Genomic DNA, 18,367 nt, shown 5'->3' with positions numbered 1-18,367 from the left:
TAGTGCAAAAAATAGGAATACAACAATTTGCAATCCTTTGGGGGGTCCATTTTGAAACAAATAATCGTTATCTCTTGCTCAATTCTCTCGGTTTTTCTTCTATTGTCCGGGTGTACGTATTATGATAAAAATCAATCTAATGATCATCGCAATTTGACCGTAACAGACACTTCTGATCATCCATGGAGGACATCTAATGTTTCTCAATCGAAAGGGCAAAATTTCATAAACAGTAAAAATCCAGGTACAAACGAACAAAAAAATGAAGCTCGTCAACCAACGATTTTTACCGATACGGACACAAAAAACAACCTTTTAGCCATGAAGGAAGTCATCGATACAAATGTCATTATTAGCAACAATAATGCTTATGTGGCGGTGGTTCTGCAACAAAGGCAAAAACTGACGTCCAAGATGAAAAATCAAATAACCGATCAAGTAAAAAAGAATCATCCACAAATTGACCATGTATATATTTCTGAAAATCCACATTTTATTCAGCAAATGAGTGAATTCTCCAGAAGACTGAAGCGTGGCGACCAAAATGTTACGGAGGATTTTAACCAGATGCTGAATGACTATTTTTACGAAATAACTTTTAAAACTGGTTTTTCAAAGAGTGGACCTGTGCCACTCTTTGACTTCATTTCAGTGCAAACAAATGATTAACGTTCTTTTTTAGAGGAATCTTTCTTTTTATGCTTCTGTTCTTTTTGATTCATTATGAGTGTTTCCAATTCCTTTCCTGCATTCACATTTCCAAATTCAATGCCAAATTCAACCCGGCCCTTGAGATCCTTGTTCGTTTTATTCGATTGGTCTTTCATTATGCTTTCCCGCTCTTCCCTTTTGTGAATTTCTGTTTGCCCCTTTCATCGGGTTTTCCTCACCGGCAAACTCGGCTGTAAAATCAGTTTCTCGGTTATTTTTATGTGGCGTTTTTGTGTATTTTTCAACAGCATTTCTCTCTGCTTTCCGTTTTGCCATTTGATTCATCTCCTCATGTTTATTTCTTTCTTTATTTTCCTCATCGATACAGAAATGATACGTGGCAAAACGTGCTACAAATGTATATGATTTAGCTGTTTTTCACATTTACTTTCTCTAGGATGGAGAATAGCTCGGTTAAATTTTGTGTTTCAAACGTCGGTGTGATGTCCGTTCTTCTTTTTTGATGGCGATTCACCCAAACAGATTTAATCTTTGTACGATTTGCCCCTAAAATATCGGTATTTAAATTATCCCCGACCATTAGAACCTCGTCTGCCTCTAAGGACATTAAAGATAAAGCATATTGAAAAATTCCCGGATCCGGTTTTCCTTTCCCGTAATTACCGGAGATGACAATATGTTCAAAATACGGGGGTAGTTCAGGAGTCAAGGATAATTTTGTCGTTTGCAAATCCGGTGAACCGTTTGTCAATAAAAGTAAACGATAATCCTTCGTTAATTGTTCCAGTACAGGAAACGTATCTTCATAAACAATCGGGACTTTTCTTCGCTCTTTAGGAAAAGTCTCTCCTAATTCAGAGCCGAAATCAGGGTCATCAATACCAAGTGCTTTTAACCCTTGTGTCCATGCATCTTTTCGATACGTTGGGACGATATCATGTAACGCTTTGAATTGGTCATTTTTATCGCAAAATTCACCCCATAACCCTTCAAAAGGATTAATGCCGATCATTTGGGTGAACGGATATGTTTCATAAGATAGATACAATGTTCTGGCAGCCTGCCGAACTTCATCCTCCAGTTTACTCGGGTCAATCCCGTAACGTTCCTGAGCTATTTTGCATGTGGCCAAGAATGCTTTTTGCACACTTTTTTGATCCCATAAAAGCGTGTCATCTAAATCAAAGAAAATTGCTTTAATCATCATATCCCTACTTTTTTGTAATTTTTCTACTTTTTAATAGTTTAATATAAAATAGGTGAAAAGTTAACTACTTTTTAATACGTTAAAAGAAGATATAAAGTTCTTTACGTAGGACCAAACCTTCTGAAGTAATAAAGTAAGTACAGAAATGTGCAGTGGAATTGCTTTATGGTCCCATAGGAGTGGCCGAAACGCTTTCTATGGGACAAAAACGCCGGAAAAGCGAACAGAAATGTCTCATGGACCAGCCCTATGGGACAAATTAATCGGAAATTGAAGCTAAAATGTCCCATAGGAGTGACCAAACAGTGCTCTATCGGACAAAGCGTTCTGAAATTGCCTTTAAAACCTCCCCTGTCTTCGTTGCTTTTCCCGTACACTTGCATTTAAATCAAGCAAATTCCCATCCTTTCCGAAATTTATAATTTCTTAACGTACACAAAAATTTAAACTACACATATTCCGACAACAGTGTTAAAATAGGAAAAAGTTCAAAAATTGGTTGAATAGTAATCTTCTTGAAAGCGAGGTAATTAAGTTGGTAGAAATGCGTAGTGACATGATTAAAAAAGGAGTCGATCGGGCACCGCACAGAAGTCTTCTTCGTGCTGCCGGCGTAAAACCGGAAGATTTTGGCAAACCGTTCATTGCGGTTGTCAATTCCTATATTGATATTGTTCCTGGACATGTCCATTTACAAGAGTTTGGAAAAGTCGTGAAAGAAGCGATCCGTGAAGCGGGTGGCGTTCCGTTTGAGATGAATACAATTGGTGTGGATGACGGAATCGCCATGGGTCATATCGGCATGAGATACTCACTTCCTAGCCGGGAAATCATTGCCGATTCTGTTGAAACTGTTGTATCTGCACACTGGTTTGACGGAATGATTTGTATCCCGAACTGTGACAAAATTACACCGGGAATGCTGATGGGAGCACTACGGGTTAATATCCCAACCATTTTCGTCAGCGGTGGTCCAATGAGAGCCGGTCGGGACAGTCAAGGGAACCCGCTTTCTCTAACATCTGTATTCGAGGGCGTTGGTGCTTATCAATCAGGCAAAATCAGTGTAGACCGATTGCAAGAAATTGAACAATTTGCCTGTCCGTCTTGCGGTTCCTGTTCCGGGATGTTCACAGCAAACTCGATGAACTGTCTTGCAGAGGCTTTAGGTCTCGCCTTACCGGGAAATGGTACGATTTTGGCCGATACAGAAGAGCGGAAAGAATTTGCCAGACGTTCTGCCAAACAATTAATGGAACTAATCAAAAAAGATCTTAAACCAAGAGATATCGTAACTATGGAATCTATCGATAATGCTTTCAGTTTGGATATGGCGATGGGTGGCTCGACAAATACCGTTTTGCATACCCTTGCCCTAGCACATGAAGCAGAAATCGATTATCCGTTAAATCGAATTAATGAAATAGCAAACCGGGTTCCTCATTTAGCTAAAATTGCTCCGGCCTCCGATTATCATATTGAAGATGTCCATCAGGCCGGTGGTGTCAGTGCCATTATTAATGAACTTTTGAAAAAGCCGGGCGCATTTAATGGTGATTGCTTATCGGTATCAGGAAAAACGATTCGTGAAAATGTGTCGGGTTGTGAAATTATCAATAAAGATGTGATTCACCCATTAGATAACCCACATTCTGAAACAGGCGGACTTGCCGTATTATTTGGGAATCTTGCCCCGGATGGTGCCATTGTAAAAGTGGGGGCGGTGGATCCTTCAGTCGGGGGTTATCATCGCGGACCGGCGATTTGCTTTGACTCCCAGGAGGAAGCATTGTCCGGTATTATTTCCGGAAAAGTAAAAGAAGGTCATGTCGTTGTTATCCGTTATGAAGGACCAAAAGGCGGACCGGGAATGCCGGAAATGTTGGCACCTACCTCCCAGATTGTTGGTCGCGGACTTGGGGCAAAGGTCGGTTTAATTACCGACGGACGTTTTTCCGGTGCATCCCGCGGAATCTCCATCGGTCATATTTCTCCTGAAGCCGCTGAGGGTGGTCCAATTGCTTTTGTAAAAGACGGAGATATGATTGAACTGGATTTAAATAACCGAAAAATTACCCTTGAAATTTCTGATGAAGAATTTGAAAAACGGAAAGCGGAATGGAAAGGTTTTGAACTAAAAGTGAAAAAGGGCTATTTGGCTCGCTACTCAAAACTTGTTACTTCTGCAAGTACAGGAGGCGTAATGAAAATTTAAAATATCGTTTTAGCTATCCGTACGATAAACGGATAGCTTTTTCAATGCCATTATCTCCCTGTCGGCGTTTTTCACCTTCCCTGCTACATGGCTAGGGCAGTGGAGTGTTCCAGTAAAACGTCCGATTTTTTAGTGGTCGAGTCCAATTGAATTGGTAACATATTTTTCGAGGAAAGAACCCAATTTTTTAAAGGACAAATATGCTCTAGCATTTTATCTCGGCGTTAGCAGCAAGCAATATATCAACACGAAAGGAGGCAGAAACAAAAAATATTGTTTTACCTCCCGTTCTTTGTGATGATTTTTTTATTTCTAATTAATTACGGCAATTGATGACCTGCCGAAAGATAAATATCGTACCATTCTTCCCGTGTCAATACGATATCAGAAGCTTTAGCAATTGAGGTCAAACGTTCCGGTCGCATTGTGCCAACAATCGTTTGAATTTTTGCAGGATGCCGTAAAATCCAGCTGACGGCAATAGCTGATTTATCTACGCCGTATTTGTCTCCTACTTCTTGAAGTTTGGCATTTAATTCCGGGAATTTTTCATTATCGATAAAAAACCCTTCAAATTGACCGTATCTGAATGGTGACCATGCTTGAACAGTTATATTATTTAGACGGCAATAATCAAGTACTGAATCATCCCGATTGATTCCAACAGCATTTGTCATATTTACGTTTAATCCGGCATCAATCATACCCGTGTGCATGACACTCAATTGCAACTGATTAATAATTAAATCTTGCTTAACATACTTTTTTAGAAGTTCGATTTGCATTGGGTTTTGATTACTGACACCAAAATATCTTACTTTCCCGCTTTCTTTCAATACAGTGAATGCTTCTGCCACTTCCTCCGGCTCCATTAAAGCATCCGGGCGATGAAGTAAAAAGATATCGATGTAATCCGTCTTCAATCGTTTTAAACTGCCTTCAACAGATTCTATAATATGTTTTTTCGAAAAATCAAAGCAGATGTTCGTCCCGTTTTCCTGTCTGATTCCGGCTTTTGATTCCAAAATCATGTTTTCACGAATGGAAGGATTTGAAGCAATCGCTTCCGCAAAAATTTCTTCTGATTTTCCCCCGCCATAAATATCCGCGTGGTCAAAAAAATCAATACCAAGTTCCAGTGCATGATGAATAACTTTTTCTGCTTCTTTTACGGATAGTTTCCACATTCCCATACAGCCTAAGGCAATATTAGGAGCTTGTAAATCACTTTTACCAAGTTGAACTCTTTTCATCATTCCCACCTCTATATCATTTCTACATTTAGCTTACCATATTTAAGTCTAAAAATAATTACAAGTTCATGAACAATTCCCTGTTTTTCCAAATATCAACAAAGGGATGTCCAAAAGGTCAAATGCAAACCTTTCAACATCCCCTACTTAAGATTTATTTATTTGTATTACAGTTTCTTTCAAACAATTGATACAATCCTTTATCTCCATCCCAAACTTAACATTATAACTTGTCTTACAGGACATTAAAATATCTCGCTTCGGGGTGAGCGACAACAAATGCAGTAACAGAGGCTTCCGGCTCCATCATAAACCCTTCCGTCAACTGGATGCCAAATTTTTCAGGTTGCAGTAATTTAAATAATTTCGCTTGGTCTTCTAAATCTGGACATGCCGGATATCCGAATGAAAACCGTTGACCTTGATATTTTGCCTGAAAACAATCTTTCATTGAAAAATCGAGCGGATCCGGAAATCCCCAACGATCGCGAATTAATTGGTGAGTTCGTTCTGCTAACCCTTCTGCCAGTTCCAATGCCATGGCCTGAATTACATGATTTTTAAAAAATTCACCCTTTTCCTTAAACTGAATAGCTAACTTGCGAATATTTTCCCCGGCTGTTACTGCAAACAAAGCTATATAGTCATGAGGAGTATCCTCCGTTTGTTCACTCACATAATCAGCAATACATAAATATGGCGGCTATTCTTGTCGTGGAAAGTTGAAAGTTTCGATGATTGTTTTTTTCGTTTCTGAATCCAGAATATGGATGGAATTTCCTTCACGATAAGCAGGGAAAAATCGGTAAATTGCAGACGGTCGGAACCAATTTTCCACTTTTCCTAATTCGAACAATTCATCGATCACTGCCTTTATTTCCACTGCCTTTACGTGATTTTCAGCCAGCTTTTTGTTAATATTTCCTTTTTGTCCAAAATTGTTTTGTCCCTTCCACAACATATTGCGCCAGCCGTTCTTCCAAAGATTGCAGTTTTTTTATATCACTTTACACAAGCAGGGTTAGACTATGCAATTGTGAATACAGAAAAATTAGAAAGGTATGCCTCGATTCCCGAAGAAGAACGGATTTTGGCAGAAAAAATAATTTTTACATGAGGGTTAAAAGCAGCCGCTACTGTGAAATTTGTTTTTTCTCCTAAAGATGTTCCGGAATAGGATAAACCTTCATTAAATTGCTTAATTAACCGAATTAAATCAAATGAAGTCAAATCAAAAACCGATGAAGCTCCGGGAAAAGACACCAATTTTGTCGGATCACCGGTTAATGCTAAAATGTCATGGATACCTAACGCATGTAATCCCATTAAATGTGATTGAATACCGATTAAATTCCGGTCCCGGCAAGTTAAATGAACAATCGGGCGGAGATGATAACGATTCTTCACAATTTGTGCACAAGCAACATTATTAATCTGCGGTGATGCCAAAGAATTATCCGCAAGTGTAATTGCGTCAATCTTTGCATTTTTTAACACATTGACCCCTGATAAAAATTGACTCATCGGCAATGTTTTAGACGGATCAAATTCAACAATAACCGATCTTCTACTTTTTACGATATCAACTAGAGACAGTTCATGAACTTGTTGAATTTGTATTAATTGAATGATTGGTTTTTCTTTAATAACTTTTTTCTCAGTGACCGGAGAAAGATTTTTCACCGCCTCAGCCATTGCTCTAATATGTTCGGGTCTTGTCCCGCAACATCCTCCCAATAAACAGACCCCTTCTTTTACGAATTGAATCGCTGCTTCATAAAAGTATTGTTCATCCGACTCATATACTAATCGTCCATCTTCCATACTTGGTAAACTTCCACTTGGTTAAGCAGATAAAAATGCATCATTCGGTATAGTGATCTCCTCAAATGGTTGAATCATATGGTATGGTCCGAGCCGACAATTCAGTCCAACGATATTTGCGCCAAGATCAATAAGTTGGTTGAAACCTTTCGCCAAAGGAGTCCCGTTTTGCAATACACCCTTTTCATGTAAAGAAACATTTGCCATTATCGGTAAATCTGTTTTCTTTCTTGCTACTTCGAGAACCGCTTTTATTTCATCTAAATCATAATAGGTTTCTAATAAGATTCCGTCCACTTGTTCTTTCAGTAATATGTCCAATTGTTCCTCGAAGCTTTGTAAAATATCATTTGTTGAAAAAATTGCTTTTTGGAAAGTCCGGATCCCGCCGATTGTACCGAGAACATAAACCGGCTTACCGCTTGTCTTTACCGTTTTTTTTGCGATTTCAACTGCTTTTGCGTTAATTTCTTGTACTTCGTTTTCCAATCCGTAACGGGCAAGTTTGATCCGATTTGCTCCATATGTATTGGTTTGAATGATCTTGGCTCCCGCTTCAATATACTCCCTATGAATCCGTTCAATTTCTTGCGGATTTGATACATTTAGTTCTTCAAAACAACGATCAATCCCGTATGAATACAACAGTGTTCCCATAGCGCCGTCCGCTATCAAAATTTGCTTTTCAAGATCTTGTATTAATCCCATTGTGTTCCCCCCAATAGAAAAAAGCCTTCCAAAGAAGAAGACTTTTTTATCTAATCTTCTTCTTATCTTTCGTGCCGAAAAGAAAGCACGTTGGATTTAGCACCGTGGTACCCATGGGTATCCGGTTGCTGAAGCTTCATCGGGCCAGTCCCTCCACTTCTCTTGATAAGAATCATCCATTTACTTTTTCTAATATAAATTACTCTTACTTTAACGAATTTTGATAAAATAATCAATAAAAAAATGAAAACTTCATAAAATATTTTTGTCTTTTTTTGGCCATTCGTCTATTCCAATCTTGTTCAGTCAAAGTCGGTTAGAAACCGGGCAAATAGTTCAAACCAAATTTTTCCTAATAATATTCCTAATTTTCACCCATTATTTTGTTGCAAAAACTTTTGATAAAAATGAACATTGCGCTTATACTACTAATATCAAGTGAAAAAGATAGATTGGTTTCGAGAGGAGAAAAAATAATGGTAAATGTTTTAATTGTCAGGGCACACCCGCTAAATCAAGAAGTTTCTCGGTCTATGAAAGTAACCGATGCCTTCCTTAACGCTTATAAAGAGATACACCCGGACCATAAGATTGAAGATATGAATTTATATCACGTAAACGTCCCTGAGATTGACCGAGACCTGCTTAATGCATGGAATGATTTGAATCAAGGAAAACCTTTTGATTCGTTATCTGATTCCCAACAGCAGAAGGTAAATATGTTCAATTCATATACGGAAGAATTTCTGCAACAAGATAAAATTATTATTGCGAACCCGTTGTGGAACTTAAGTATACCGACACGATTAAAAGCTTGGATTGACTGTATTACCGTGGCCGGGAAAACATTTAAGTATACGGAAACCGGATCGGTCGGTATTGTGAAAGGAAAAAAAGTCCTACATATTCAAGCAAACGGAGGAGTATATAATGGTTCAGACCCGGCCAGCCAATATGTGAAAACGATTTTTACCTTTTTAGGTGTGACCGACTTTCATCAACTATTTGTTGAAGGGATGGACCATAACCCGGAAAAAGCCGATGAAATTGTAGAAAAAGCAGTCGAAAAAGCCCAACAATTGGCGAAAGCTTTTTAGGAATGACTGTTTATTCTCTATTTAGGATGAACAACAAAGATAGATGGAGGTGAGTCTTTTGGTAAAGGACGATCACAATCATAATGACTCCGGATCAAAATATCACGAAACCCATGCCGGACAATTGCCCGATTACGGCGGTAACAGTAAAGAGGAAAAATTGTTAAAAACAACTAAGAAGAAATAACAGTAAAGTGAAACTTCCATCGGTGGGGTTTTTTATCCCACTGATGCCACAAATAAAACGCCTACGAAGGCGTTTTATTGTTTTCCAATTGCTTTTTTAATGTTGATGGTGAAGGTGAACTTCATATTGGGTCCTACACATAACTGAATTTTCATGGGGATTTTCACTGTTCTCCATTTGAACGGTGACATGTTGAATCCCTTTATGAGCCAATTCATGTTCAATGTTCCGTAAAATCTTTTGACAATCAGTGATCGATAAATCCCCGTCAACAACAGCATGGCAGGATAGGGCATTGCTTCCGCTCGTAATGCTCCATACATGCAAATCATGAACACTGATTACTCCGGGTATGTTTATCATTGTGTTTACAATGTCATCAATATCAATATTTTGCGGTGTCCCCTCCATTAAGATATGAAGAGAATCCATGGTAACCCGCCAACCACTGTTCAAAACTAAGACGGCAACAATAAGACTGGCAACCGGATCGGCCCAACCCCAACCAAATAGCATAATGAGAATGGCCGCAACAATTGCTCCTATCGAACCTAACATATCGCTTATTACATGCAAAAATGCTGCATGCAAATTTAAATTTTCATGCGTATCACCTTGGCGCATCATAATCCAAGCAACAAGAATATTGACGAATAAACCAATAATCCCGATTACAAACATACCTGTTGACGCAATTTCCGGCGGGTTGGAAAATCTGCCAATTGCCTCATAAATGATAAACACGGCAATCACAATAAGCGCTAGACCATTAAAAAAGGCCGCCAATATTTCCAATCGTTTATATCCGTATGTTTTACTATAATTTGCAACTTTTTCCCCAAAAGTAAATGCTAATAATCCAATCCCCAATGAAATTGAATCGCTTAACATATGACCGGCATCGGAAAGAAGTGCTAAGCTGTTCGTTAATAACCCGCCAATTGCTTCAACAATCATATATCCTGTTATGATCAAAAAACTTATCAATAAGGCTTTTTTATTTCCTGTATGGGAATGGCTATGGCCATGATGGTTTGACATTTTAATCCCCCTACGTATGAAGCATATTTTTTTACTTCCAATATATTTATCCATGTTCATATAGGAATGTTCCAGCGAAAAAATTTTTCCTCCGGCCATATTATCCTATCTTAAAAAGAAAAAATGGTCACTGACGAATCTGTGTAAACATAAGACATTTTATTCATGGCGTGCATGTTCAATTGCTTGTTTTAATAAATCCATGACATGGTTATCGTCATAGGAATAATATAAGGTCGTTTTCTCTCGACGGTACTTCACAAGTCGTAAATTTTTTAAAAAACGTAATTGATGGGATACGGTCGATTGTCGTAATCCTAATGCTTCAGCAATTTCATTTACCGCATATTCCTTTTCGAAAAGCAGATTTAGAATCCGAATTCGGGTCGGATCGCTCAATGCTTTAAAGGTCTGTGAAACGACAAATAATGTTTCCTCGTCTAAATCTTTCTCATTCGGTTTCTCGAGTCTTTCATCTTCCCCCATAAAATGATCACCTTCCATATTCTTATATTCATATATTAACATATATTCATATATTAATCCAGTTAAATCCAGATGAACTTTTTCAGTAAGCAAATTTGGTCAGGGATAGCAAATTTTTTATTCATTTGTTACGATAAACTTATACTTCATTACAAACTCCAATAATGGACATATAGAAAAGAGGATTCATTATGGAACAAAATATTCGTTTCCAGTCAAAAATTCATGTTGATTTACGCGATGTTGATTTTACAAAAAAAGTGAAATTAAGCACCCTTTTTAGCTATTTTCAAGATGTCGCAAGTCTGGCCTCAGTCGAATTAGGTTATGGAATTGAACAACTGGAAAGCCAATTTGGGGTAAGTTGGGTTTTAATTCGAATTCGTGTTGAAATTACCCGAATGCCGGAATGGGACGAGAAAATAACAATTGAGACTTGGCCGTTAGAACCTAAACGAATCGAATTTGAAAGAGATTATCTTGTCCGTGACGCCAATGGAGAAGTCATCATCCGGGCGGTTTCGGTCTGGGTATTAATGGATATCCATCAACGGAGACTGAAACGCAATGATGCAATTGGCATTCATTATCCAAGTGTCATTAAAGAAAGAGCTCTTGAGAAAAAACTGGGGAAATTGAATGGCTATGGACATCTTGAAAAAGTATATCAAAAAGTAATCGGGTATAGTGATGTAGATTTTAACGGACATTTAAACAATTCCAGATATGTTGACTATGCAATGGATTGTTTTCCGATCGAAAATCACCGGCAATTTGAAGTAAAGGCGATTGAAGTAAATTTTATTAATGAAGCCTTACCGGGCGATACCATCACATTATTTCGTGATGTATCAGAATCCCGTGAAAACAAAATTTATATCGAAGGTCAAAAGGGAGAATCCGGAAATACTGTTTTTAAAGCGACAGTAGAAATAAGCGAAAGATAATTCGTCCATCTTTTGAAATGAGGCTCTTTATTTTATTAGGGAGCCTCATCACTATGATTTTCTTTCTAGCCACTCTTTACTCCATACAGAATAAAGGCAATTCCGATAAATACCCAAATAATTTTTGTAAAAGAAATTTTATCTGCCATCCCGATTAAACCAATGGACGTTGTCGTAATTAAAATAAGCGGTCCGATCAATGCTAAAGAGCTATTGACAACTAAAGCTTTCTCTACATTGTTTAACTTCAAAATAATTAGTGCAACTAATATTTCTAAGGATCCGGAAAAAATGCGTAAAAATGCCATCCCTAAAATTGCCTTTTCGAACATTTGAAACATGTTCTGCCCTCCTTTACCTAACTATAAAATGTATATGAAGCAGTAGGAAAAAGAAGGACAAGTTTTTATTCGCCATAAAACAATAAAGTGCGGGATAACGGTTTTGTCTTTACCATAAATATATTATGTAAAATATTCCAGCTTTGCTTCCGGAAAAAACTTTTTCATATATACATGTAAATGTTTCTGAATTTCTAATTGCTCATCATCTTTGTATACATATTTGCCTATACCATATTTTCCCCACTTATATTTTCTCGCTTCTTCATTCAGTTCCAGTTTTGTCATTGGATAATTTTTTTGTATGACTCGTTTGGCCGGTTTTGTAAAACGATGCTGGATAAATTCAAACGTTAAATCTTTTCTTACCTCTTGCGGCAATTCCGCATCCAATCGTTCAAATAAATGGTAATAACCTTCTTCCCATCCTTCATGCAAATAGATAGGAGCGACAATAAACCCTAATGGAAAGCCGGCTTTGGCAACTTTTGCGGCTGCTTCAATTCTTTTGGTTAATGGTGCCGTGCCCGGTTCAAAGTACTTTATTACATAATCGGCATTAATACTAAAGCGGAATCTTGTTTTGCCATTATGTTTCGCATCTAATAAATGATCGACGGAATCAAATTTCGTCACAAACCGGAGCCTGCCATATTCTGACTCACCAATATGTTCAATCGCTCGCTTTAATGAATGGGTTAAATGATCGATCCCAACAATATCAGACGTACATGAAGCTTCAAATCTCGTTATTTCCGGCGCTCGTTCCTCCATATATTTATCAGCAGCTTCAAAAATTTCCTCGACATTTACATACGTTCGAATATACGGTTTATTGCCCATTGTCGTTTGTAAATAGCAATAATGGCAATGACCCATACAACCTGTCGCAAGTGGAATGGCATATTCCGCAGAGGGCTTTGATGTATCGAAACGGAGCGTTTTCCTTACTCCGACGACTAATGTTGATTTGGCCACTCGGTATTTCTGAAAATCATTATCGCCGGGTAAATCACGTATTTGATTGTGGGATGTCGTATAGCGAATTTCTAAATTCATTTTTTCGAATTTATCAAACAATTGTTTTCCGAGCGGATACTCTAAAGCTTTCGGTTCAAAATAAACTAGTCGGGGCATAAACGGCTTCACGATCAATTTCACTCCCTTCTTTAAAAATAAGTCTCTTCATCATCACCAAAAAAATAATGATATGCTTGCTTTGCTTCTTCCTCACTTTGAAAAATAGCGATTTCATCTGAGAGCGGATAATATGTTTCATATAAAAAAATAGCCAGTTGATTTGGATTATCGGGATGGCGAACGACTGCAGCTTCTTGTATATTGGCAACATCTTGTGTATGAGGATTGCGATAAAATACATAGACAATATCCCCTGCTTGATAAGAATGGTTTTCATCAAAAAAGTTCATCTAATCACCTCTTTCATCTACATTTTGCCTATAAAAACTTTTATTATAAAAAATTTTGCTTGGTAATTTTCACTATTTATGTTTCATCAATCGTTTTGAAGAGAAAAATTTATGATAAATAATATGATCTAGCAATTTGTCAGTTCGGTCCCTTAGCCGCTTATACTCAATTCTTAAAATTTACTGCAACAAGCCTGGGGAATATAATCCAATTCGGGCCGATTACCTCTGTAATAAGCGAGGCTAATTTCGGATTAACCTGCAATAACCAGCGCCTGTGAGCAATCCCATTTGTTTTATTGTTAAATTTTCCCAAATCCATTTGATAAAAATATTTCATTTCCCTCGTTTTTAAAATTTCTGTATGAAGCTTGGCAACTCCATTAACGGAGAAACTTCCCACGATGGCAAGTTTCGCCATATGTATTTTTCCGCGAGCAATGATTGTCATTTCCGGAATCTGTTCCCTAAACTCGGGATAATCATACCAGATTCGTTGACAAAACCGTTCATTGATTTCATGGACGATCATGTAGATTCTCGGTAACAATTGTTGAAACATTTCGATTGGCCAAGTCTCCATTGCCTCACTTAATGTCGTATGGTTGGTATAGGCAAAAACTTTTGTCGTAATATTCCATGCATCGTCCCAGCTCAATCGTTCTTCATCCATCAAAATCCGCATCATTTCCCTTGATAGGATTAGCTTTTTACAGGCAACCGTAATCTAACAAGATTTAAAAAAATTTTATGCATTTGACTTTACAATTTAGCACCGTTTGTTTCAGAGTTCTTTACACATTCAAAGATGTTCGAACTGGCAATAACCTCAATGGTACGATCATTCGCTGTCCTAGTTGCGGACAATTGGGTAACCACATCCTTACAATCTTTTGCATGTAAGATCTCGCGAATGCGAATTTGACCTTCAATCCGTTATAAACGGTTTTTCACTTGACTATAAAAGCCTTCGGGAATATGATTATTAAAAAAACTTGTAAAGGTAAGAGCAATTAATGCAGAAAAACAACTAAAAAAGAGAAGTCGAAGCCCATTATTTGCGTAAAGAGAAAATATACATGATAGAGATGGTCGTAAGTGGAACAATTTCATCTGCTCCCTATTTATACTGACAAAACAATGGCCAAATCTTGCCGTCCATGAAGAAAAATATGGCTTATTTTTAACAAAAACAAGCATATTGAGTTGTAAAAATCATTTTCTGGTATATAATAAAAATAGAAGATGATACTAAAAAAGGATGCCTTAAAAATGGCATCCATATATACAACTACACTGCCAGAATAGCAGTGACCGCATGAATTTCAGAGCAGAAAAACCCTACCCTTTAAAACACTTGGTCGGTGCAAGGGTGGGGTTATTTCTTTTTATTGAAAAAGATAGCCACTAAAACTGATATGAATGTTAAAATAAACATTCCGAAGGCTAACATCAAATTTAGTGCTTCATACGTAACCACCAGTGGCCACCTCCCTTCGAAGGAAGTTTTTAAAACATCACCTCCATTCAAAGAAAGATTGCGGCCACTGCCCACCCTGCTATGTAGTTGTATGTCTCAATTATATCATTTTTTCAGCCTAGTTCTACTTGAATCTGATCGTCAATACTTTTTTCTTTCAAACTCTACTTTTATGCAGATACCCCATTTGCTGCAATTTTCCTTTTACACCTAAAGCGCTTTCCAATTCGAACAGCAATCTTTTCTATGTTTTATCCTACATAGTACAAATCATCTGCATTTCTTTTTCATGTAAATTTAATATCAATAACGAATCGAACCCGGCAAGCTTTTATACCGAATTTACATAATCTCCGTTTAATTTATTATAGATGTCCATTGAGTTCCTCTTATGACTGGAATTACCATAATAGAATCATCAACCGATAAGAAAACTAATATTGCCGCTACGAACGAAAGGAGGGATATTTAATGATTAAAAAATATTATCCGGTTTTATTGTTAACCTTTAGTTTACTCACCGGATGTAATGGAAATTTTGGTGCAGACAACGGGAATGAAAATAATCAAGTTAGAGATACGAATATGGAAGAAAGTTGGACACCTAATCAAACTTCGCCATATTATAGCGTTACCAATGACGAAATCCATGCCAACCGAAGAACAAATGGTGATAGGCAGATGACAGATGATATAAACAATAATGAAATTTCAGCAACTTCAACAAAAACGAACAGTAATAACTATCCCCATACGAAGCCGATATTAATACAAGAGGCAAAATATGATTATGTACCAACCAATGAAGAACAAATAAGTTATCGAAATGAAAGAATCCAAAGATATTTTGGCGGGCAATTCAGCCAATTTTTTGGGGGAACAAATCGAGGGCAAGGCAACAATAATCAACAAGCGGGACCACCAAATGAAGGACAGACAGGAGCACCCGGAACAAACAATCAAAACCAACAAAATACAACCAATCCAGAAGCCAATCAAAATGCAGGCATATCGGAATTCGCCAGACAAGTTGTAAACTTAACAAACGAACAAAGGAAAAAAAACGGATTGGCTCCTTTACAAATTGATACGACATTAAGTGATGTCGCCCAAAGAAAATCTCAAGATATGCAACAAAATAATTATTTTTCTCATACAAGCCCCACCTATGGATCACCGTTTGATATGATGCGTGATTTTGGTGTTACTTACAAGACGGCAGGAGAAAATATTGCACAGGGGCAAAAAACACCTAAAGAAGTAGTAAACGCATGGATGAACAGTTCCGGGCATCGTGCTAATATATTAAATAAAAACTTCACCCATATAGGAGTTGGTTTTGAAACACAGGGATACCATTGGACACAAATGTTTATCGGGAAGTAAGAAACCTAAATGGCGGCCAGCATTATGCCGCCTCATAAATGAAAAAACGCCACCCTTCCGAATTGAGTTCACTGAGTGACCGCTAAAGTTGAACTCTATGAAGGCAATATCTTCGTATCTTCGCTTCATAAAGCTGACGAGATTGGTTCTCGTCGTCAAAATAATGCTCTTTTCTCTTCAAAATGGCGACGAGAACGGGGTTCGTCGCCAAAAAGTGAAGTTTCCGGCCTCAAATTGACGACGAGAAAGGGCCTCGTCGCCAAAAAATGGGGGTTCCGGCAAAAAATGACGACGAGAATGGATCTCGTCGCCAAAAAATGGGGGTTCCGGCAAAAAATGACGACGAGAATGGATCTCGTCGCCAAAAAAGTGAGTTTTTCGGCTCAAAATGGCGACGAGAACGGGGTTCGTCGCCAAAATAAAGCTATTTTCTCTTCAAAATGGCGACGAGAACGGGGTTCGTCGCCAAAATAAAGCTATTTTCTCTTCAAAATGGCGACGAGAACGGGGTTCGTCGCCAAAATAGCAAGTTTTTCGGCTTAAAATGACGACGAGAATGGATCTCGTCGCCAAAATAGCAAGTTTTTCGGCTTAAAATGACGACGAGAATGGATCTCGTCGCCAAAATAATGCTCTTTTCTTCTCAAAATGACGACGAGAACGGGGTTCATCGCCAAAAAAGTTGATTTTCCATCGCAAAATGGTGACGAAAACACTTATCGTCACTACACAAATTTACATAATAATATTATCGTAAATTTAATTTATCGCTCTAAGACAAAGTTCCGTTAATGCTTGTTCAAACTTTTCATCGTTTTCTTTTTGACGCTTCTTCGGGCCTTTTAATCTCCCGCCGGCACGCCTGATTTTTTGTGAAGTATACCTGAATTCTAAAAGTTGTCCAATATTTTCAGACGTATATTCCCAACCGTTTTGATTGATGGCATATCCTTTTTTTGCAAGGACCATTGAGGCAAGACCATAATCTTGCGTTACAATAATATCTCCTTTTCGGACATGATTAACTAACTTAAAGTCCACCGCATCCGCCCCTTTGGAGACAATAATTGTTTCCGCTTCGGGGCGATCAATTGCATGGGATGTATCACAAAACAGCAAAACCTGTAAGCCAAATTGTTTTGCCACTTTTATTGTTTCATCAATGACAGGACACCCGTCAGCATCGACTAATACTTTCGGTAACACATTCTCCACTTCTCAACATTCCTTTTTGTTAAAAATGAGACCACTAAAAAATGCAAAAATTCATAAGATCGCCCGTCAAACACCATACCTAGTTCTATTCATGTGGTCTACCCCACTTGTATATTGTGTAAGTATACTTATTCAAATTGATTTTCACTGGCCTTGTTAAAAATAAAAAAATCGTCTCTCATAACAACGGTCGCATATCGCATATTGGTGATGAAAGGGAAGCTTTTTCCCGCATATTTGGGTCTCTCTTCCATATCCTTTTTTACTTCGAGTGCGATTTTGTACCGAATATAAATGTATAGTTTTTTTGCATTGTTACTAAGCCATTGTTCAGCCAATTCTTCAAGAATCCTTTCTTGCTCCTCACGCATGGCTTCCAGCTTTCTTTCTTCTTCTCTTTTTAGTTGCATCTTTTTAATTTCAAAAAACTTTTTCTCCCATACAGCGACCGGAAATGTATCATTAAGCCATTGTTCCACATCAAAGGTATATGCATCCTTTATCTCACTTTGAAATAATTTTTTAACTAATTATTATCTGCACTTTCAAATTGCACACCTTTTTCAATCAAATACTGCTTCCGTTCCTTAATCGAGTATGCCCCTTGCACAACATTTACCCATATATTTTGCCAAATCTGTTGTAAAAAATTATTGCGATCATGATAATATTGATCAAGTGTTGGCAAATCATCAAGCCGTTCAAAATAACGATCAATATCTTCAATAATTTTGCTTTGAACTTTATTTACCGCTCGATTGTACAAGCTCTTCATTTTTCCATATTCCCTTCACCCGGTTCATCAACATCGTAAAAATGAAAAATCACTCAAGACCAATTTGTGATTATATGAAAAGGACAATCCAACTTCACCGAAC

23 protein-coding genes, 3 pseudogenes and 1 riboswitch are annotated in these 18,367 nt (G+C 37.7%); of the genes and pseudogenes, 7 read left to right on the top strand and 19 right to left on the bottom strand.

Annotated features, from left to right (window positions below):
• The first annotated feature begins 51 nt into the window (after window positions 1–51).
• The gene (locus BT1A1_RS08110; protein WP_034769924.1) at window positions 52–669 is read left to right on the top strand and encodes a YhcN/YlaJ family sporulation lipoprotein; all 618 of its coding nucleotides are present in this window, start codon (window positions 52–54) and stop codon (window positions 667–669) included.
• On the opposite strand, the gene BT1A1_RS18640 is transcribed toward BT1A1_RS08110, so the two are convergent.
• From BT1A1_RS18640 to BT1A1_RS08100, 3 genes are all read right to left on the bottom strand, one after another.
• Window positions 666–827, bottom strand: a complete 162-nt coding sequence (locus BT1A1_RS18640; protein WP_156103202.1) for a hypothetical protein — start codon at window positions 825–827, stop codon at window positions 666–668. The genes BT1A1_RS08110 and BT1A1_RS18640 overlap by 4 nt on opposite strands.
• On the bottom strand, window positions 808–987 hold the full coding sequence (locus BT1A1_RS08105) for a hypothetical protein (RefSeq protein ID WP_034769922.1): 180 nt from the start codon (window positions 985–987) through the stop codon (window positions 808–810). The genes BT1A1_RS18640 and BT1A1_RS08105 overlap by 20 nt, the downstream gene beginning before the upstream one ends.
• A gap of 91 nt (window positions 988–1,078) precedes the next feature.
• On the bottom strand, window positions 1,079–1,876 hold the full coding sequence (locus BT1A1_RS08100) for an HAD family hydrolase (protein ID WP_034769921.1): 798 nt from the start codon (window positions 1,874–1,876) through the stop codon (window positions 1,079–1,081).
• 547 nt (window positions 1,877–2,423) lie between these two features.
• On the opposite strand from BT1A1_RS08100, the gene ilvD reads away from it, so the two are divergent.
• Window positions 2,424–4,094, top strand: a complete 1,671-nt coding sequence (gene ilvD / locus BT1A1_RS08095) for a dihydroxy-acid dehydratase (RefSeq protein ID WP_034769964.1) — start codon at window positions 2,424–2,426, stop codon at window positions 4,092–4,094.
• A gap of 320 nt (window positions 4,095–4,414) precedes the next feature.
• On the opposite strand, the gene BT1A1_RS08090 is transcribed toward ilvD, so the two are convergent.
• From BT1A1_RS08090 to BT1A1_RS18205, 3 genes and pseudogenes are all read right to left on the bottom strand, one after another.
• Entirely contained in the window at window positions 4,415–5,347 is a 933-nt protein-coding gene (locus BT1A1_RS08090; RefSeq protein WP_034769919.1) for an aldo/keto reductase, read from the bottom strand.
• A gap of 235 nt (window positions 5,348–5,582) precedes the next feature.
• Window positions 5,583–6,290 (bottom strand): annotated as a pseudogene (locus BT1A1_RS18210) (vitamin B12 dependent-methionine synthase activation domain-containing protein); the annotation flags it as partial.
• A 122-nt stretch (window positions 6,291–6,412) separates the two neighbouring features.
• Window positions 6,413–7,879, bottom strand: a pseudogene (locus BT1A1_RS18205) (bifunctional homocysteine S-methyltransferase/methylenetetrahydrofolate reductase); the annotation flags it as partial.
• 59 nt (window positions 7,880–7,938) lie between these two features.
• A riboswitch (SAM riboswitch) is annotated at window positions 7,939–8,051 on the bottom strand.
• Between the two features lie 304 nt (window positions 8,052–8,355).
• On the opposite strand from BT1A1_RS18205, the gene BT1A1_RS08070 reads away from it, so the two are divergent.
• The gene (locus BT1A1_RS08070; RefSeq protein ID WP_034769913.1) at window positions 8,356–8,976 is read left to right on the top strand and encodes an FMN-dependent NADH-azoreductase; all 621 of its coding nucleotides are present in this window, start codon (window positions 8,356–8,358) and stop codon (window positions 8,974–8,976) included.
• A gap of 58 nt (window positions 8,977–9,034) precedes the next feature.
• Complete coding sequence (locus tag BT1A1_RS19480) at window positions 9,035–9,163, top strand: hypothetical protein (protein ID WP_255602025.1); 129 nt, start codon at window positions 9,035–9,037, stop codon at window positions 9,161–9,163.
• 96 nt (window positions 9,164–9,259) lie between these two features.
• Here BT1A1_RS19480 and BT1A1_RS08065 read toward each other — a convergent pair whose 3' ends face one another.
• Window positions 9,260–10,204 carry a cation diffusion facilitator family transporter gene (locus BT1A1_RS08065; RefSeq protein ID WP_034769912.1) on the bottom strand — a complete coding sequence of 315 codons (945 nt, stop codon included), beginning with the start codon at window positions 10,202–10,204 and terminating at the stop codon, window positions 9,260–9,262.
• Between the two features lie 159 nt (window positions 10,205–10,363).
• Entirely contained in the window at window positions 10,364–10,690 is a 327-nt protein-coding gene (locus BT1A1_RS08060) for an ArsR/SmtB family transcription factor (protein ID WP_034769911.1), read from the bottom strand.
• A 191-nt stretch (window positions 10,691–10,881) separates the two neighbouring features.
• Between BT1A1_RS08060 and BT1A1_RS08055 the strand changes: the two genes are divergently transcribed.
• The gene (locus tag BT1A1_RS08055; RefSeq protein WP_034769909.1) at window positions 10,882–11,637 is read left to right on the top strand and encodes an acyl-[acyl-carrier-protein] thioesterase; all 756 of its coding nucleotides are present in this window, start codon (window positions 10,882–10,884) and stop codon (window positions 11,635–11,637) included.
• Between the two features lie 65 nt (window positions 11,638–11,702).
• Here the strand turns inward: BT1A1_RS08055 and BT1A1_RS08050 are convergent, their stop codons facing one another.
• The 6 genes and pseudogenes from BT1A1_RS08050 to BT1A1_RS19475 form a co-directional block, all read right to left on the bottom strand.
• Complete coding sequence (locus BT1A1_RS08050) at window positions 11,703–11,969, bottom strand: YqhV family protein (RefSeq protein ID WP_034769963.1); 267 nt, start codon at window positions 11,967–11,969, stop codon at window positions 11,703–11,705.
• A gap of 132 nt (window positions 11,970–12,101) precedes the next feature.
• Window positions 12,102–13,130 (bottom strand): spore photoproduct lyase, encoded by a 1,029-nt coding sequence (gene splB, locus BT1A1_RS08045; RefSeq protein ID WP_034769961.1) that lies wholly within the window; start codon window positions 13,128–13,130, stop codon window positions 12,102–12,104.
• Window positions 13,131–13,147: 17 nt separating this feature from the next.
• Entirely contained in the window at window positions 13,148–13,408 is a 261-nt protein-coding gene (locus tag BT1A1_RS08040; RefSeq protein WP_034769908.1) for a transcriptional regulator SplA domain-containing protein, read from the bottom strand.
• Window positions 13,409–13,601: 193 nt separating this feature from the next.
• Window positions 13,602–14,099, bottom strand: a pseudogene (locus BT1A1_RS08035) (glycogen/starch/alpha-glucan phosphorylase); the annotation flags it as partial.
• 71 nt (window positions 14,100–14,170) lie between these two features.
• The gene (locus tag BT1A1_RS19300; RefSeq protein ID WP_231553317.1) at window positions 14,171–14,341 is read right to left on the bottom strand and encodes a metal-sensing transcriptional repressor; all 171 of its coding nucleotides are present in this window, start codon (window positions 14,339–14,341) and stop codon (window positions 14,171–14,173) included.
• A gap of 445 nt (window positions 14,342–14,786) precedes the next feature.
• On the bottom strand, window positions 14,787–14,888 hold the full coding sequence (locus BT1A1_RS19475) for a putative holin-like toxin (protein WP_268756472.1): 102 nt from the start codon (window positions 14,886–14,888) through the stop codon (window positions 14,787–14,789).
• 471 nt (window positions 14,889–15,359) lie between these two features.
• On the opposite strand from BT1A1_RS19475, the gene BT1A1_RS08030 reads away from it, so the two are divergent.
• Together BT1A1_RS08030 and BT1A1_RS08025 are read left to right on the top strand one after the other, a co-directional pair.
• Window positions 15,360–16,274, top strand: coding sequence for a CAP domain-containing protein (locus BT1A1_RS08030; RefSeq protein WP_231553313.1), 915 nt, complete (start codon window positions 15,360–15,362; stop codon window positions 16,272–16,274).
• 75 nt (window positions 16,275–16,349) lie between these two features.
• Window positions 16,350–16,748 (top strand): hypothetical protein, encoded by a 399-nt coding sequence (locus tag BT1A1_RS08025; protein WP_034769905.1) that lies wholly within the window; start codon window positions 16,350–16,352, stop codon window positions 16,746–16,748.
• A 13-nt stretch (window positions 16,749–16,761) separates the two neighbouring features.
• Here BT1A1_RS08025 and BT1A1_RS18635 read toward each other — a convergent pair whose 3' ends face one another.
• The 5 genes from BT1A1_RS18635 to BT1A1_RS08010 all read right to left on the bottom strand — a co-directional run bounded on the left by BT1A1_RS18635 (window position 16,762) and on the right by BT1A1_RS08010 (window position 18,264).
• Window positions 16,762–16,899: a hypothetical protein gene (locus BT1A1_RS18635; protein ID WP_156103201.1), complete on the bottom strand. Its 138-nt coding sequence runs from the start codon at window positions 16,897–16,899 to the stop codon at window positions 16,762–16,764.
• Complete coding sequence (locus tag BT1A1_RS19470; protein ID WP_269147490.1) at window positions 16,866–17,000, bottom strand: hypothetical protein; 135 nt, start codon at window positions 16,998–17,000, stop codon at window positions 16,866–16,868. Before BT1A1_RS19470 ends, BT1A1_RS18635 begins: the two co-directional genes overlap by 34 nt.
• Window positions 17,001–17,033: 33 nt before the next feature.
• Entirely contained in the window at window positions 17,034–17,480 is a 447-nt protein-coding gene (locus BT1A1_RS08020) for a YaiI/YqxD family protein (protein WP_034769958.1), read from the bottom strand.
• Window positions 17,481–17,617: 137 nt separating this feature from the next.
• Complete coding sequence (locus tag BT1A1_RS08015; RefSeq protein ID WP_034769902.1) at window positions 17,618–17,968, bottom strand: hypothetical protein; 351 nt, start codon at window positions 17,966–17,968, stop codon at window positions 17,618–17,620.
• A 47-nt stretch (window positions 17,969–18,015) separates the two neighbouring features.
• Window positions 18,016–18,264, bottom strand: coding sequence for a hypothetical protein (locus tag BT1A1_RS08010; protein WP_034769901.1), 249 nt, complete (start codon window positions 18,262–18,264; stop codon window positions 18,016–18,018).
• Between the last annotated feature and the right edge of the window lie 103 nt (window positions 18,265–18,367).

Source organism: Caldibacillus thermoamylovorans (assembly GCF_000751775.1).
GTDB classification, from domain to species: domain Bacteria; phylum Bacillota; class Bacilli; order Bacillales; family Caldibacillaceae; genus Caldifermentibacillus; species Caldifermentibacillus hisashii.
The sequence above is the reverse complement of the archived record's forward strand: the minus strand, read 5'-3'. Positions and strand labels throughout refer to the sequence as shown.

What these genes read in the sequence shown, in the direction of transcription:
- BT1A1_RS08105 (WP_034769922.1), bottom strand. Translation starts at nt 987, where the DNA reads ATGGCAAAACGGAAAGCAGAGAGAAATGCTGTTGAAAAATACACAAAA.
- BT1A1_RS08060 (WP_034769911.1), bottom strand. Translation starts at nt 10,690, where the DNA reads ATGGGGGAAGATGAAAGACTCGAGAAACCGAATGAGAAAGATTTAGAC.
- BT1A1_RS08030 (WP_231553313.1), top strand. Translation starts at nt 15,360, where the DNA reads ATGATTAAAAAATATTATCCGGTTTTATTGTTAACCTTTAGTTTACTC.
- BT1A1_RS08055 (WP_034769909.1), top strand. Translation starts at nt 10,882, where the DNA reads ATGGAACAAAATATTCGTTTCCAGTCAAAAATTCATGTTGATTTACGC.
- BT1A1_RS18640 (WP_156103202.1), bottom strand. Translation starts at nt 827, where the DNA reads ATGAAAGACCAATCGAATAAAACGAACAAGGATCTCAAGGGCCGGGTT.
- BT1A1_RS08065 (WP_034769912.1), bottom strand. Translation starts at nt 10,204, where the DNA reads ATGTCAAACCATCATGGCCATAGCCATTCCCATACAGGAAATAAAAAA.
- ilvD (WP_034769964.1), top strand. Translation starts at nt 2,424, where the DNA reads ATGCGTAGTGACATGATTAAAAAAGGAGTCGATCGGGCACCGCACAGA.
- BT1A1_RS08050 (WP_034769963.1), bottom strand. Translation starts at nt 11,969, where the DNA reads ATGTTCGAAAAGGCAATTTTAGGGATGGCATTTTTACGCATTTTTTCC.
- BT1A1_RS08010 (WP_034769901.1), bottom strand. Translation starts at nt 18,264, where the DNA reads ATGAAGAGCTTGTACAATCGAGCGGTAAATAAAGTTCAAAGCAAAATT.
- BT1A1_RS08090 (WP_034769919.1), bottom strand. Translation starts at nt 5,347, where the DNA reads ATGAAAAGAGTTCAACTTGGTAAAAGTGATTTACAAGCTCCTAATATT.
- BT1A1_RS08100 (WP_034769921.1), bottom strand. Translation starts at nt 1,876, where the DNA reads ATGATTAAAGCAATTTTCTTTGATTTAGATGACACGCTTTTATGGGAT.
- BT1A1_RS08070 (WP_034769913.1), top strand. Translation starts at nt 8,356, where the DNA reads ATGGTAAATGTTTTAATTGTCAGGGCACACCCGCTAAATCAAGAAGTT.
- BT1A1_RS08040 (WP_034769908.1), bottom strand. Translation starts at nt 13,408, where the DNA reads ATGAACTTTTTTGATGAAAACCATTCTTATCAAGCAGGGGATATTGTC.